The 15,365-nt window shown below is 73.2% G+C and carries 12 protein-coding genes; 6 read left to right on the plus strand and 6 right to left on the minus strand.

From position 1 onward, the window contains the following. The 4 genes from ACZ6EG_RS33800 to ACZ6EG_RS33815 form a co-directional block, all read left to right on the plus strand. The coding region (locus ACZ6EG_RS33800; protein ID WP_469610427.1) for an amino acid adenylation domain-containing protein at positions 1 to 4,361 on the plus strand (4,361 nt) is incomplete at its 5' end. Positions 4,362 to 4,374: 13 nt separating this feature from the next. Beyond that, on the plus strand, positions 4,375 to 4,602 hold the full coding sequence (locus ACZ6EG_RS33805; protein ID WP_469610430.1) for an MbtH family protein: 228 nt from the start codon (positions 4,375 to 4,377) through the stop codon (positions 4,600 to 4,602). A gap of 11 nt (positions 4,603 to 4,613) precedes the next feature. Next, positions 4,614 to 5,552 carry an ABC transporter ATP-binding protein gene (locus tag ACZ6EG_RS33810; RefSeq protein WP_391973022.1) on the plus strand — a complete coding sequence of 313 codons (939 nt, stop codon included), beginning with the start codon at positions 4,614 to 4,616 and terminating at the stop codon, positions 5,550 to 5,552. Positions 5,553 to 5,567: 15 nt separating this feature from the next. Further along, positions 5,568 to 6,419, plus strand: coding sequence for an ABC transporter permease (locus ACZ6EG_RS33815; protein WP_391973013.1), 852 nt, complete (start codon positions 5,568 to 5,570; stop codon positions 6,417 to 6,419). Positions 6,420 to 6,479: 60 nt separating this feature from the next. Here ACZ6EG_RS33815 and ACZ6EG_RS33820 read toward each other — a convergent pair whose 3' ends face one another. Beyond that, positions 6,480 to 6,659: a hypothetical protein gene (locus ACZ6EG_RS33820; protein ID WP_391973014.1), complete on the minus strand. Its 180-nt coding sequence runs from the start codon at positions 6,657 to 6,659 to the stop codon at positions 6,480 to 6,482. A gap of 329 nt (positions 6,660 to 6,988) precedes the next feature. Here ACZ6EG_RS33820 and ACZ6EG_RS33825 point away from each other — a divergent pair, with 329 nt between their 5' ends. Together ACZ6EG_RS33825 and ACZ6EG_RS33830 are read left to right on the plus strand one after the other, a co-directional pair. Then, positions 6,989 to 8,230: an acyltransferase family protein gene (locus ACZ6EG_RS33825; protein WP_469610434.1), complete on the plus strand. Its 1,242-nt coding sequence runs from the start codon at positions 6,989 to 6,991 to the stop codon at positions 8,228 to 8,230. 5 nt (positions 8,231 to 8,235) lie between these two features. Further along, complete coding sequence (locus tag ACZ6EG_RS33830) at positions 8,236 to 8,901, plus strand: O-methyltransferase (protein ID WP_391973016.1); 666 nt, start codon at positions 8,236 to 8,238, stop codon at positions 8,899 to 8,901. Positions 8,902 to 9,027: 126 nt separating this feature from the next. Here the strand turns inward: ACZ6EG_RS33830 and ccrA are convergent, their stop codons facing one another. The 5 genes from ccrA to ACZ6EG_RS33855 all read right to left on the minus strand — a co-directional run. Next, positions 9,028 to 10,377: a crotonyl-CoA carboxylase/reductase gene (ccrA, locus tag ACZ6EG_RS33835; protein ID WP_469610438.1), complete on the minus strand. Its 1,350-nt coding sequence runs from the start codon at positions 10,375 to 10,377 to the stop codon at positions 9,028 to 9,030. Between the two features lie 26 nt (positions 10,378 to 10,403). Then, on the minus strand, positions 10,404 to 11,669 hold the full coding sequence (locus ACZ6EG_RS33840) for an activator-dependent family glycosyltransferase (protein WP_391973018.1): 1,266 nt from the start codon (positions 11,667 to 11,669) through the stop codon (positions 10,404 to 10,406). A gap of 39 nt (positions 11,670 to 11,708) precedes the next feature. After that, on the minus strand, positions 11,709 to 12,968 hold the full coding sequence (locus ACZ6EG_RS33845; RefSeq protein WP_469610442.1) for a cytochrome P450 family protein: 1,260 nt from the start codon (positions 12,966 to 12,968) through the stop codon (positions 11,709 to 11,711). Between the two features lie 135 nt (positions 12,969 to 13,103). Next, on the minus strand, positions 13,104 to 13,814 hold the full coding sequence (locus tag ACZ6EG_RS33850) for a class I SAM-dependent DNA methyltransferase (protein WP_469610445.1): 711 nt from the start codon (positions 13,812 to 13,814) through the stop codon (positions 13,104 to 13,106). Then, positions 13,814 to 15,365 (minus strand): thioesterase domain-containing protein (locus tag ACZ6EG_RS33855; protein WP_469610448.1); only part of this gene is annotated, 1,552 nt, incomplete at its 5' end. The genes ACZ6EG_RS33855 and ACZ6EG_RS33850, both read right to left, overlap by 1 nt.

The following is a 15,365-nucleotide window of genomic DNA, read 5'->3' on the forward strand; positions in this document are numbered from 1 at the left end:
CCGCCTACATGATCCCGGCAGCGTTCGTCGTACTCGACGCCATCCCGCTGACCGCGAACGGCAAACTCGACCGCAAGGCCCTCCCCGACCCCGACCGCGACACCGCACCCATCACCGCCCGCGCACCCCGCACCCCCCACGAAGAAGTCCTCTGCCACCTCTTCGCCGACATCCTCGGCCTGGAGCGCGTCGGCATCGACGACAGCTTCTTCGACCTGGGTGGTCACTCGCTGCTGGCCACCCGCCTCGTCTCCCGCATCCGCACCACGCTCCGGGCCGAACTCTCGGTGAAGGACCTGTTCGACCACCCCACCGTCAGCGGACTCGCCCGCGAGCTGGCCGTCACCCCCGGAGCCCGGACCGCCCTCACCGCCCGGCCCCGCCCCGACCGCATCCCCCTCTCGCACGCCCAACGCCGCCTGTGGTTCCTGCAGACGATGGAGCGGTCCTCGTACCTCTACAACATCTCGACGGCGGTCCGGCTGCGCGGCGGGCTCGACCACGAGGCCCTCGCGTCGGCCCTGCATGACGTGACGGCGCGACACGAAAGCCTGCGCACCGTGTTTCTGGAGGACGCGGAGGGCCCGCACCAGGTCGTGCTGGACGAAGCGGAGGCCCGGCCGGAGCTGGTCAGGGTCCGGGTGTCCGGTGCCGAGCTGGCCGAGCGGGTCACGGAGGCGAGCCGGTACGCCTTCGACCTCACCGCCGAGACACCGCTGCGGGTCTGGTCGTTCGAACTCTCGCCGACGGAGCACGTCCTGCTGGTGCTGGTGCACCACATCGCGGGCGACGGCTGGTCGATGGGGCCGCTCGCCCGCGACCTGGCCACCGCCTACCAGGCCCGGCTCCGGGGCCACGCGCCCGAGTGGGAGCCGCTCACCCTGCAGTATCCGGACTACGCGCTGTGGCAGCACGAGGTGCTGGGCTCCGCCGACGACCCCGACTCGGCCGTCTCCCGCCAACTGAACTTCTGGCAGCGTGCGCTGGCCGGTCTGCCGGAGGAGCTGGAGCTGCCCGCGGACCGCTCCCGGCCCGCCGTGCCGACGTTCCGCGGCGACACCGTCGAACTGGACATCCCCGCCGACCTGCATGCCGCCGCGCGGACCCTGGCCGCCGAACGGAACGTGACCGTCTTCATGGTGGTCCAGGCGGCCCTCGCCGCACTGCTGTCCAGGATGGGCGCCGGCACCGACATCCCCCTGGGTACCCCGGTCGCCGGTCGCACCGACTCCGCGGTGGAGGACCTCGTCGGGTTCTTCGTCAACACCCTGGTGCTGCGCACCGACGTCTCGGGCAACCCGCGCTTCCGTGACCTCCTGGACCGGGTGCGCCGTACGGACCTGGAGGCCTTCGCCCACCAGGACGTGCCCTTCGAGCGGCTCGTCGAGGTCCTCAACCCCGAACGGGCGCTGTCCCGCCACCCGCTGTTCCAGACCGCGCTCAGCTGGAACACCACCGCGGTCGCCCTGGACCTGCCGGGACTGGCTGCCGACGGTCAGCCCGTCGACGCGGGCACGGCGAAGTTCGACCTGAACTTCGGGCTGGCCGAACACCGCTCCCCCGACGGCGGACCGGCCGGCATCAGCGGGCGCATCGAGTACAGCCTGGACCTCTTCGACCGGGAGACCGTCACCGGCCTCGCGGACAAGCTGGTGCGGCTGCTGGCCGCCGCGGTCGCCGCCCCGGACCGCAGGGTCGGCGAGTTCGAGATCCTGTCGGCGGCCGAGCGACAGCGCGTCGTCGAGGACTGGAACGCGACCGCGACCGCGGTACCGGCGCTGTCCCTGCCGGAGCTGTTCGCCGCGCAGGCGGCGCGGACCCCGGACGCCCCGGCCGTGGAGTGCGGCGAGGTGCGGTGGACGTACGCCGAGCTGGACGCCCGGGCCGACCGGCTGGCCCGGCGGCTGGTGGACCTGGGTGTGCGGGCCGAGACGCCGGTCGCGCTGCTGATGGAACGCTCCGCGGACCTCGTCGCGGTGCTCCTCGCCGTGGCGCGGGCGGGCGGCACCTACGTGCCCCTTCACACCGGCTACCCGACGGCACGGATGCGCACGGTCCTCGCCGAGGCCGGTGCCTCCGTGCTCGTCACCGATCGCGCCCTGGCCGGGCACGAACTGGTGGACGAGCAGCGGGCGGCCGGCACGGCGCTCCTCGTCTGCGACGACCGGCCCGCCGCCGACCCGGTCGCGGCGCTGCCCCGCACGGTGGAGCCGGACCGGCTCGCCTACGTGATGTACACGTCCGGTTCGACGGGAACCCCCAAGGGGGTGGCCGTCACCCACCGGGACGTCGCGGACCTGGCCCTGGACCGCGGATGGGACGTCGGCGAGGGCGACCGGGTGCTGATGCACGCACCGCACGCCTTCGACATCTCCGTGTACGAGATCTGGGTGCCGCTGCTGCGCGGAGCCCTCGTGGTGGTCGCCGAGGCGGGCGACCTGGACGCGCTGGTCCTGGACCGTCTGGTCCGGGAGCGGGGCATCACCCACCTGCACCTGACCGCCGGCCTGTTCCGGGCGATGGCGGAGGACCTGACGGACACCTTCGGGCTGCTGCGCGAGGTGCTCACCGGCGGTGACGTGGTCTCCGCCGGGGCCGTGGAGCGGGTCCTGGAGGCCAACCCCCGTACCGCGGTGCGTCATCTGTACGGCCCCACCGAGATCACCCTGTGCGCCACCGGTCACGCCGTCCGGGCACCGTACCGGGCGGCCGACGGCCTGCCGCTGGGGCGCCCGCTGGACAACACCCGGGTCCACGTCCTGGACTCCGGGCTGCATCCGGTGCCGCCCGGGGTCACCGGGGAGCTGTACATCGCGGGGGCCGGCCTGGCCCGGGGGTACGCGAGCCGACCCGGCCCGACCGCCGAGCGCTTCGTCGCGGACCCGTTCGGCGCCCCCGGCACCCGGATGTACCGCACGGGCGACCTGGTCCGGTGGAACCGTGAGGGCCTGCTGGAGTTCGTCGGCCGGTCCGACGACCAGGTCAAGATCCGCGGCTTCCGGGTGGAGCCGGCCGAGGTCGAGACGGTCGTCGCCCGGGCCCCCGGTGTGTCGCAGGCGGCGGTGGTGGTCCGGGAGGACGTCCCGGGCGACAAGAGGCTCGTGGCCTACGTCGTCCCGGCCGCGGAGCCCCGGCCGACCGCGGCGGAGCTGCACCACCGGGTCGCCGCGGCGCTGCCCGAGTACATGGTCCCGACGGTGGTCCTCGTCGAGGCCCTGCCGCTCACCCCGAACGGCAAACTGGACCGCGCGGCGCTCCCCGCCCCGAGCCGCGGCGGCGACGGCAGCGGCACGGCCGTGACGCCGCAGGAGCAGGTCCTGTGCGAGCTGTTCGCCCAGGCGCTGGGCCTGGAACGGGTCGGTACCGACGAGAGCTTCTTCGCGCTCGGCGGTCACTCCCTGCTGGCCACCCAGCTGATCACGGGCATCCGCAAGGCGCTCGGTCTGCGGGTGTCGATCCGGGACCTCTTCCAGGCCCCGACGGTCTCCGGTCTGCTCCGGCACCTGGACGCGGGGGGCAGCAAGAGTTCCTTCTCGTCGATGCTTCCGCTGCGGGCGGGTGGCGACGGCCGGGCCCCCGTGTTCTGCCTGCACCCGGCCCTGGGCCTCGGCTGGTGCTACGGCCGGCTCGCCGCCCGGTTGCCGAACGCGCTGCCGGTCTACGCGGTGCAGGCGCGCGGGCTGCTCGGGCAGGAGGCGCCCGCCGAGACGCTCGACGCGATGATCGACGACTACTGCGCGCAGATCCGCGAGGTCCAGCCGGAGGGTCCGTACCGGCTGCTCGGCTGGTCCATGGGCGGGCTGCTCGCGCACCGGGTCGCCACCCGCCTCCAGGCGGCGGGGCAGGGCGTCGACCTGCTCGCGATCGTCGACGCCTATCCGCCCGCCTCGACGCGGGCCGACTGGGACGCGGCGGAGATGGTGGCGCGGATCGGTGAGGAGCTGGGCTTCGACGTGGACCGGGTCGGCCCTGACCAGGAGGAGGCCCTGCTCGCGGATCTGCGGGCGAAGGGGCACCCCCTGGGGCATCTGCCGGGCGGTGACATCGGCGCGGCGGTCCGTGTGTACGTGAACAGCTCGCGCCTGACGAGGAACCTGCGGCCCGAGGTGTTCGACGGGGACGTGCTCTTCTTCTCCTCCGGGACCTCGTTCGCCGAGGACGACCCGGTCCACGACGTGGCCGCCTGGCGTCCGTACGTCACCGGGGGGATCACCGAGCGGGTGATCGACCACCTCCACGAGGACCTCTTGATCGAACCGGCCGCGGTCACGGCGATCTCCGACGTGCTCGTCGGTCGGCTGCCCGCGGACGACGCACCCCGCGCATCCGGCGCACCCCGCGCACCTCGCGCATCCCGATGAGGAAGGAAACACCATGAGCAACCCGTTCGAGGACACGGAAGCCACCTACGTCGTGCTGGTCAACGACGAGGGGCAGCACTCGCTGTGGCCGTCGTTCGCGGAGGTCCCGGCGGGCTGGTCCGTCGTCGTGTCGGAGACGGTCCGTCAGTCGTGCCTGGACTACATCAACGAGAACTGGACCGACATGCGCCCCAAGAGCCTCGTCGAGGCGATGGCGGCGGCCGGGCAGGACGCCCCTTGAGCGACGACGCCATGATCAGGGCGGTCGGCGTCCGCAAGAGCTTCGGTGACGTCCACGCCCTCAACGGCGTGGACATCGAGGTCGAGCGGGGCCGGGTGCTCGGGCTGCTGGGTCACAACGGGGCCGGCAAGACGACCTTGGTGAACATCCTGTCCACGGTCTCTCCGGCGACCGCGGGCACGGTGACCGTCGCCGGTTTCGATGTCGCGACGCAGGGCGCGGAGATCCGCGCGCGTATCGGTGTGACCGGTCAGTTCGCGTCGGTGGACGAGTATCTGAGCGGTTTCCACAATCTCGTCCTGATCGGCCGGCTGCTCGGTGCGGGGCGTCGTGACGCGACGGCCCGTGCCACCGAGCTGCTGGAGCTGTTCGAGCTGACCGGGGCGGCCCACCAGCCCTCCCGCACCTACTCGGGCGGGATGCGCCGGCGGCTCGACCTCGCCGCCAGCCTGGTCGGCCGACCGGACGTGCTGTTCCTCGACGAGCCGACGACCGGGCTGGACCCGGCGACCCGGATCGCCCTGTGGGAGACGGTCGAGAAGCTGGTGGCGGACGGTACGACGGTCCTGCTGACCACCCAGTACCTGGACGAGGCGGACCGGTTGGCCGACTGGATCACCGTCCTGTCGAAGGGCCGGGTCGTGGCCTCGGACACCACCCACCGTCTCAAGGCGGACCTGGGCCACCGGTCGGTGCGGGTGGTCCTGCCGCCCGCCGCCGACCTGACGGCCGCCGCCGCCGCGCTGACCGCCGCCGGATTCCGCCCGCGGTCCGACGCCGGGGAGCACGCGCTGAGCACGCCCGTGGACACCTCGGCCGATATCGCGGGCGTCATCCGCGCCCTGGACACGGTCGGCACGCAGGCCGTCGAGCTGACCGTCAAGGAGCCGTCCCTGGACGACGTCTACCTGGCGCTCACCCATTCCTCACCCGCCGCCGACGCGGCCTGACCCCCAGGAGTTCCGTTGGCCATCCAGGAGCGCGCCGTGAAGGAGGTGGCGGTCGACACCGGTACCCCGGCCGGCCCCGTGTGGCGCGGTGCCGGCCTCGGCACCCAGCTGTGGGTCCTGACCGCACGGCAGATCCGTTCCATGTACGGCGACCGCAGGCTGGCGCTGTTCAGCCTGATGCAGCCGGTGATCATGCTGTTGCTGCTGAGCGAGATCTTCGGCAGCATGGCGGACCCGGCCGACTTCCCGCAGGGTGTGCGCTACATCGACTACGTGGTGCCCGCGCTGCTGGTCACCACCGGTATCGGCTCGGCTCAGGGCGCGGGGGTGGGCCTGGTCAGGGACATGGACAACGGGATGGTGGCGCGCTTCCGCGTCCTGCCGGCCCGGCTCTTCCTGGTGCTGGTCGCCCGTTCGCTGGCCGATCTGGTGCGCGTGTTCACGGAGTTGGTCGTCCTCGTGGCCGTCGGTGTGGTCCTGCTGGACTTCCGTCCGGCGGGCGGCGTGTGGGGCACGTCCGCCGCCCTGCTCCTCACCCTGTTCGTCATCTGGTCGTTGATCTGGGGGTTCATCGCCCTCGCGGCGTGGCTGCGCAGTGTGGAGGTGATGTCCAGCCTCGCGGTGCTGGTGATGTTCCCGCTGATGTTCGCCTCCAGTGCGTTCGTTCCGCTGGACGCCCTTCCCGAGTGGCTGCGCTCGGTGGCGCACCTCAACCCCGTGACGTACGCGGTCGACAGCGCCCGCCGCCTGGCGCTGGACTGGGACCCGGGGTGGAGCGTCCCCGGGGCGCTGCTGACCAGCACCGTGCTCATGGCCGTGGGGATGTTCGTCGCGGGGCGCTCCTTCAAGAAGCCCCCGAACGAATAGGCGCGGCGCACGCGTCCCGCGCCTGCCTCTCCGGGTCCGCCCGGGGAGGCGGGCGCGGTCTCAGTGGTGGGCCGTCCGCCCGTAGGCGCGGAACAGTGCGGTCCACTCCGGGACCGTGAGGTCCTTGACCCGGTCGGCCGGCCGCACCCCCGTCCCACGCACGAACTGGGCGGGTCCGCGGCGCAGCACCTTCCTGACCGGCTGCCCGGGTGATTCGAGGGTCAGGAAGTCCTCGTTCACCCCAGTGACATCCGGCAGTGATTCGGCGGCCAGTCGCCGAGCCCAGCGGGGGTCTATTTCCACCGCTGTAAAGACCGGTCCGCTTCCGACGCCCGCTCACGCGCCCTTCACAGGGTCGTCGGTGACGGCCGACGCCATCGGCCGGACGGGGAGCATGACCGGCCGACTTCGTCAGGTCCGACGGGGTCCGCGGGCGGCGCGGGCCGATCACCGCCGACTGTGTCATCTGCGGGTTGTCGGCCGAACACACCGCGCCCCAGGATGACTCAGCCCTTCCTGCGGTCGTCCCGGCCCCGGTCGTCCACCCCGAAAAGAGGAGCGAGAATCCAGTGCTCCAGCGCGTCGATCTGTCGTCGCTCACCGGCCTCCGCTGGTACGCGGCGTTGACGGTATTCGCCTGCCACATCGCCCAGCAGGGCTTCTTCGCCGACGAGCAGGTCGGCAGCGCACTGCTGCACATCACGCCGCTCGGTTCCATGGCGGTCTCGATCTTCTTCATCCTGAGTGGATTCGTTCTCACGTGGTCGGCCCGCGACGAGGACTCCGTGCCGACTTTCTGGCGGCGCCGTATCGCGAAGATCTATCCGCTGCACCTCGCGACGTTCGGCATCGCGGCACTCATCATCTTCTCCCTGTCGGAACCCGTGCTCCCCGGCGGTTCCGTGTGGGACGGGCTGGTGCCCAACATCCTGCTCGTGCAGTCCTGGCTGCCCGACGCGACCCTCACCGCCAGTTTCAACACGCCCAGTTGGTCGCTCTCCTGCGAGATCGCCTTCTATCTGTCGTTCCCGCTGTGGTACCGGCTGGTGCGCAGGATTCCCGCGCGGCGGCTGTGGTGGTGCGCCGCCGGGCTCGCCGCGGCGGTGACGTGTGTGCCCTTCCTGGCCGGCCTGCTGCCCGCGAGCGAGGAGGTGGCCCCCGGGATGACGCTCAACGAGGTCTGGTTCGCTTACTGGCTGCCGCCGGTGCGGATGCTGGAGTTCGTCCTCGGCATCGTGATGGCGCTGATCCTGCGCGCGGGGATGTGGAGGGGCCCCGGCCCGGCGGTCTGCACCCTGCTCCTCGCCGGGAGTTACGGCCTCACCCAGGTGGCGTCCCCGATCTTCACCCTCGTCGCGTGCTCCGTCGTACCGGCCGCCCTGCTGATCACGGCGCTGGCCGACGCCGACGTGCACGGCCGCCGCACCGGGCTGCGCTCGGCGACGCTGGTGCGGCTGGGCCAGTGGTCCTTCGCCTTCTACCTGGTCCACTTCCTGATCATCCGCTACGGGCACCGGCTGATGGGCGGCGATCTGGGCTACGAGCGCCAGTGGAGCACCCCGGCCGCGATCGCTCTGTCCCTGGCGATGCTGGCGGTGGCGATCGTGGGCGGCTGGCTGCTGCACACCGTCGTGGAGCAGCCCTGTATGCGCCTGTTCGGGAGCCGTGGATCCGCCTCCCGGACGAAGCCCGGTGGAGCCGCGGCTCCGGGCGGTGCCCCCGCGTCCGACCCGACCGGCGTGCCCGTCGTGCCGGCCGGGTCCGAGCCCGCGCACACGCCGGCCGCGTCGAACGAACCCACGAGAGGATGATGAGCGTGGCGGACCAGACTGCTCTCAGCCCCGCGCTGCTGGAGTACGCCCGGAGCGTCGCGCTGCGGGACGACGGCCTGCTGCGCGAACTGCACGAGGTGACCGCCGGGCTCCCCGGGGGCCGGGCCATGCAGATCATGCCCGAGGAGGCGCAGTTCCTCGCCCTGCTGATCCGGCTCGTCGGTGCCCGGCGCGTGCTGGAGATCGGCACGTTCACCGGTTACAGCACGCTGTGCATGGCGCGCGCGCTGCCCGCCGACGGCACCGTCGTCACCTGCGACATCAGCGACAGGTGGCCCGGCGTCGGCGCCCCGTACTGGCGTCGGGCCGGGGTGGACTCCCGGATCGACCTGCGGGTCGGTGACGCCGTCCGCACCCTCGCCGAACTCCGCGAGCACGAGGGGGACGGCTCGTTCGACCTGGTCTTCGTCGACGCCGACAAGACCGGGTACCCGCACTACTACGAGCAGGCGCTGGCCCTCGTACGTCCCGGCGGGCTCGTGGCGGTCGACAACACGCTGTTCTTCGGCCGGGTGGCCGACCCGGCCGCCGACGACCCCGACACCGTCGCCGTGCGCACACTCAACGAGCGCCTGCGCGACGACGCACGCGTGGACATCGCCCTGCTGACGGTCGCCGACGGGATCACGCTGGCCCGCCGGCGGGAGTGAGCCCGCACGGTGCGCGGCGCCACGGGGTGCCGTCACCGGAGCACACACGTCCGCCGCCGACCTGCCCGGGCAGGTCGGCGGCGGACGTGTGTGCGGGGACCGGCCCCGGAGGGCCGGCCCGCACGGTCAGCGGAACCGGTTGATCGCGTCGATGTGCCGCGCCCGCATCTCCTCGTCGCGCACGCCCAGCCCTCCCGTCGGGGCCAGGCAGAGCACCCCGACCTTGCCCTGGTGCTGGTTGCCGTGCACGTCGTGCACGGCCGGCGCCGTGTCGGCCAGCGGGTAGGTGCGCGAGAGGGTGGGGTGGATGCGTCCCTTGGTGACGAGCCGGTTCGCCTCCCACGCCTCGCGGTAGTTGGCGAAGTGCGTCCCGACGATGCGCTTGAGGTGCATCCACAGGTAGCGGTTGTCGAACTCGTGGCGGAAGCCCGAGGTGGAGGCGCAGGTGACGATGGTGCCGCCCCTGCGGGTGACGTAGACGGACGCCCCGAAGGTCTCCCGGCCGGGGTGCTCGAAGACGATGTCGACGTCCTCGCCGCCGGTGACCTCGCGGATGCGCTTGCCGAAACGCTTCCACTCCCGCGGGTCCTGGGTGTCCTCGTCGCTCCAGAAGCGGTAGTCCTCGGCGGAGCGGTCGATGATGGCCTCCGCGCCCATGGCCCGGCACACCTCGGCCTTGCGGGCGCTGGAGACCACGCAGACGGGGTGCGCCCCGCCGGCGAGGACCAGTTGGGTGGCGTACGACCCGAGGCCCCCGCTGGCACCCCAGATCAGCACGTTGTCGCCCTGCTTCATCCCGGCACCGTTGCGGGAGACCAGCTGGCGGTAGGCGGTGGAGTTGACCAGGCCGGGCGCGGCGGCCTCCTCCCAGGTGAGGTGGGCCGCCTTCGGCATCAGCTGGTTCGACTTGACGAGGGCCACCTCGGCCAGGCCCCCGAAGTTGGTCTCGAAGCCCCAGATGCGCTGGGCCGGGTCGAGCATGGTGTCGTCGTGCCCGTCGGGGCTCTCCAGCTCCACCGACAGGCAGTGCGCCACGACCTCGTCACCGGGTTTCCAGACGTTCACGCCGGGCCCCGTGCGCAGCACCACGCCGGAGAGGTCGGAGCCGAGGATGTGGTACGGCAGGTCGTGGCGCGCGGCCAGCGGCGAGGTGCGCCCGTAGCGCTCCAGGAAGCCGAACGTCGGGAGGGGCTCGAAGAGGGACGACCATACGGTGTTGTAGTTGACGGAGCTGGCCATCACCGCGACCAGCGCCTCTCCGGGCCCCACTTCGGGCAGCGGCACCTCGTCGACGTGCAGGGACTTGCGCGGGTCCTTGTCCGCGCTCGGCATGCCGCGGAACATGTCGGCGTCCTCTTTGCGGACGGTCACGGCCCGGAAGGACTCGGGCAGCGGCAGCGCCGCGATGTCCTCGGGGGTGCGGTCCGCGGCGGTGACCGCGGCGAGCAGCGCGCTCTGCGCATGGCTCTCGGGCATGGGAAGGTCTCCGTTCGCTCGTGTCGTCAGGCGGCCCGGTGCAGGGCCGTGAGGCGCTCCAGGGTGGGGACGATCCCTGCGGGCGTGGGGTCAGCGAGCATCTCCTCGCTCAGCCGCCGCGCGCCCGCCCTGATCGCGGGGTCGTGCACCGCCGTGTGCACCGCGTCGGCCAGGCCACGCGCGGTGAGCGTCGCGGCGGGCAGGTCGAACCCGGCGGACAGACGCTGGAGTTGCTGCGCCTTGAGCGGCGCGTCCCACAGGGACGGGAGCAGGATCTGCGGCACTCCGTGGCGCAGGGCGGTGGACCAGGTGCCCGCTCCGCCGTGGTGGATGATCGCGGCGCAGCTCGGTAGCAGCGCGTCGAGCGGTACGAAGTCCACCGGTACGACGTTGTCGGGGAGGCTGCCCAGGCGGTCGAGCTGGGAGGTGTCGAGGGTGGCCACCACCTCGATGTCCAGCCGGCCGAGCGCCTCCAGCAGTTCGGAGTAGGAGACCGCGTCCCGGCCGTAGGTCTCGCGGGCGGAGACGCCGAGGGTGAGGCAGACGCGGGGGCGGTCGGGCTTGCGGGCGAGCCAGGGTTCGATCACGGAGCGCCCGTTGTAGGGCACGTAGCACATGGGCACCGTGGTCTGGCCCAGGTCGAGACGGGTGCTGCGGGGGCCCGGGTCGATCACCCAGTGGCCGAGCACGTCGCGTTCGTCGAAGGCGTACCCGTACCGGTCGAGGGTCCAGCCGAGCCATTCGGCGATGGGGTCCTCGCGCAGTTCCGGCGGTGTCCCGTCGAGCGCGGCGAGGAAGCGCAGGCGGGAGCGTCCGATGGCGTCGGGGCCCCACAGGATGCGGGCGTGGGCGGCGCCGCAGGCACGGGCCGCGACCGGGCCCGCGTAGGTCCAGGGTTCCCACACGACGAGATCGGGCCGCCAGCCGCGGGCGAAGTCGACGATCTCGTCCATCGTGGCGGCGCCGTTGAACGGGGCGAAGCACAGGGCGGCCATCATGCTCTGCTGGCCGAGCAGGTACTCCCAGCTGGTCTCCTCCTCGCTCTCCACCTCACCGAACTCGAAGCCCCGCTGGTAGGGGACGAGGTCGCTGCCCATCTCGGCGAGCAGCTCCGCGGCGGGCAGGTCGTCGCCCACCGGTACGGCGGTCAGGCCGGTGGAGGTGATGACGTCGGTGAGCGAGGGTGGGCTGGCCACCCGCACCTCGTGCCCGGCGGCGCGCAGCGCCCAGGCGAGGGGCACCAGACTGTAGTAGTGGGTGTTGTGGGCGAGGGATGTCAGCAGGACGCGCACAGCGGCTCCGGTCTGGGAGGGGGCGTACGGACGGCGAGGTCATCCCGGGTGCACCCGGAGGCGGGCGCAGGCGCCCAGGACCGGGGACCGCGGCCGGGTCAGGGGCGGGCCCTCGGCCCGCAGGCCGGGCAGGCGGCCGGCCGTGACCTGGACCGCGGTGGTGGCGGCCAGGCGGACGAGCGGCAGGGCGAGGGCCGACTGGGGACCGTCCGGGCACCCGAGCGGCTCCGGCCCGGGGGTCTCCCGTCCGGCGGCGGCCACCACCACGACGTGCTCGTCGGCGGTGATCCGGCGGCCACCGAGTTCCAGGTCGGCGTGCGCGACCCGGCTCTCCAGCCGGGCCGGCGGGCGGTCACGCAGCACCTGGTCGACGGCCTTCGTCGCGGCCGGCGTCCTGCGGGCTCTCTCCCACTCCCCCGGCCGGCCGAGCAGCCGGTGGACGGTGTGCGCGACGGCGGTGACGACGGGTTCGGGTGTGCCGACCGCGAGGAGCAGCGCGATGCGCTCGACGTCGCGGGGCGTGACGCCGTCGTGCAGGAGGAGGGCGAGGACGTCGTCGGGCCGGGGCTCGGCGTTCCCGGCGGACCGGGACTTCTCGGCGACGAGTTCGGGGACCAGCTCCGCCAGCGTGCGGACGGCGTCGGCGGACTCCCTGGCGACGGTGAGGAGTTGCGGGGCCATCCGGGCGTCGAGCTGGGGTCCGCAGGCGGCGAGCGCCCGGGCGGCGGTGTCGCGGTCGCGGCCCGGCACTCCGAGGAGCCTGAGCACCAGCTCCACCGCGTACGGCCGGGCGACGTCGGTGACGAGGTCGAAACCGGCGTCACCGGCGGGCAGCAGGCGGCCGAGCAGTCTGCGGGCGGTGGTGCGGGCCGCACAGGACGCCTGGGCCGGGACGCACCGGCTGAGCACCGGGTCGGCCAGCGCCCGCAGGCGGACCAGTTCCGCGCGCTCGGGGAGGGGGAACGCCTCGGCGAGGGGCAGCAGTTCCGCGTCGGGGCGGCGGCCCGCCCGGTCCAGTGTGCCGAAGCGCGGGTCGGCCAGGACGGCCGCCGCGACCTCGGGGTCCGCGGTCACCCAGGCATCCAGTTGGGCGCTGTGGAACCACGGTCCGGCGGCCCGTATCTCCCGCTCGAACGGCTCGGGGTCGGCGACGGCGCGCAGGATCAGCGCGTACGGGTCGCCCTGGTTGCCGGCGCACCAGTGGGCGGCGCGGGTCAGCTGAAGCCGGCGGCCGAGCGCGCGCACGCCCGTGCTCGTGTTCGCGTTCGCGGGGGCCGGTTCCGTGGCCAGGGTGGGCATGGCTGCCCTGCCTTTCTTCTCGGGTCGGTGGAGGCGCTCGCACGATCGGGGCGGCAGGTGTGCCGGGTGGGTGAGGGCGGCCCGCACTCGGGCCGGTGCGTGGTAGCGGGGAGGCCCCGCGACGGTGGGGTCCGGTCAGCGGCGGGTGCCGACGAACAGCCCGCGGCCGGAGGGGCCGCCCTCCTGGTAGGCCACGTCGCAGCCGGCGCGCTCGAAGGCCGCCTCGTAGTCGGCACGCCGGAACAGGGTGATGGTGTGGTCCTCGGTGAGGTGACGGATGCCGCCGGGCCCGGCGAGGAGGTAGTGCACCTCGATGCGGGTGGCGTTCCCCTCCCGCACCGAGTGCGAGACCCGGCAGACGGTGCGCTCGCCCGCCTCGGTGATGCTGGCCCCGACGTAGCCGGGGGTGAAGGTCTCGGGGAACCACCAGGGTTCGACGACGATGACGCCGGACGCTTCGAGGTGGTCGGTGAAGGACCGCAGCGCGCTGTCGAGCTCCTCGGTGTTCCGCAGGTGGCCTATGGAGCTGAACATGCAGGTCACCGCAGAGAACCGGCGGCCCAGGGAGAACGAGCGCATGTCTCCTTCGTGGAACGTGATGCCGGGGTTGTGGTCCGTCGCGAGGGCCAGCATGTCGGGGGAGATCTCCAGGCCCTCGACGTGGTCGAAGAGGCCGTCGAGGTGGTGCAGGTGCCGGCCGGTGCCGCAGGCCACGTCGAGCAGGGTCCGGGCGCCCGGGTGGTGGGCGCGCACGAGGGCGGCGATCTCCTCGGCCTCCTGCCGGTAGTCCTTCCCCTTCCCCTCGTGGACCAGGTCGTAGACGGCCGCGATGTCGTCGGCGTACATCAGTGTTCCCCTCCGGTGAGCGGGGCGGGCCCGGCCTGGTGCGGGAGGCTGTCCAGCCACTCGTGCACCACGGACGCGGTGTGCCGCGCGTGTTCGGTGAGCATGGTGAAGTGGTTCCCCGGCACGTCGGCGACGGTCCGGGCGAACGGGACCCGGGAGCGCCAGTCGCCCCGCGCCCCGCCGGGCGGCCACGCGCGCAGGGGTTCGGACGCCCGGGCCAGCAGGACGGGGGCCGCGAGGGCGGTGAGCCGGGTGTCGAGCACCAGCCGCTGATGGCCGGCCATGGCGGTGAGCCGATGGTCCTCCAGGGGCACGGTGCTGCGTTCGAGAGCCCAGCCGAGCAGGTCGTCGCGCCACTCGCCCATCGCACCGGGGTCCTCGGGGCGGTAGACGTCCATCAGGACGAGGGCGACGGGGCCGGTGCCGCGTTCCTCCAGCCGGACGGCCAGGGCGTGGGCGATGTTCGCGCCGGCGGAGTGGCCGGCGAGGGCGAAGGGCTTGTCGGCGGCGTGCTCCAGGAGGACGTCGGCGTGGACGTCGAGCAGCGCGTCGAGGGATGCGGGCATCGGTTCCGCGGGTCCGCCGAAACCGGACAGGGGCAGGACGACCGTCTCCCTGAGGCCGCGCAGCCCTTCGGCGAACGGGACGTACTCGGCGGGGCCGGAGCCGACCGCGGTGCCGGCGCAGCAGTACAGCGTGGGACGCGTCGCCGGCCCGGTCGCGAGGGGGACCGGCGCGGGGCGGCCGGAGCCGGGATCCTGTCGGGAGTAGACGGGCCGGAACGCGGCCAGGTCGGCCATCAGCTCCACGACCTCGGCCGACCTGTGCTGTGCGACGGCGGTGCGGAAGGAGGCGAACAGCCCGCTCTCGGCCCGGTCCGGGCCCTCCTGCGGGCCGGTGGCCGCCGCGTCGGCGAGGCCGGCCAGGTGGTGGGCCAGCGCGGTGGGGTCCTCGTGGTCGAAGACGAGGGAACCGGGCAGGTCGAGCCCGGTGTCCTCGGCGAGCCGACGGCGCAGCCGTACCGCGGCGAGCGAGTCGAAGCCGAGGTCGCGGAAGGGGGCACGGGCGTCGACCCGGTCCTCCTCGGGATGGCCGAGTACCGCGGTGACGTGGCGGAGCACCAGGTCCAGGGCGAGCCGCGGCCGGTCCTCGGGCCGCGCCCGCAGCAGGCCGGGGGCGGCGGAGCTCTCCTCGGCGGGCCGGCCGGCGGGCTCCATGCGGGCGGTGGACTCCGTGCGGGCGGCGGGGATGCCGGCGATCAGAGGGCTCGGGCGGAAGGCGGTGAAGGCGGAGGCGAACCGTTCCCAGTCGATGTCCGCCACGGTCACCGTGGCTTCCCCGCTGTCGATGGCCTGCCGCAGGGCGGTGAGCGCCGTCTCGGGACGGAGCGGGACCACACCGTGGCGGGCGAAGTAGCCCTCGGGGGCCATCTCACCCATGCCGTCGCCGTCCCACGGGCCCCAGGCCACGGACGTCGCGACCCGCCCCCGCGCACGACGACGCTCCGCCAACGCATCCAGATGCGCATTGGCCGCCGCATACACCGACTGC

The organism is Streptomyces sp. NPDC041968, assembly GCF_055589025.1.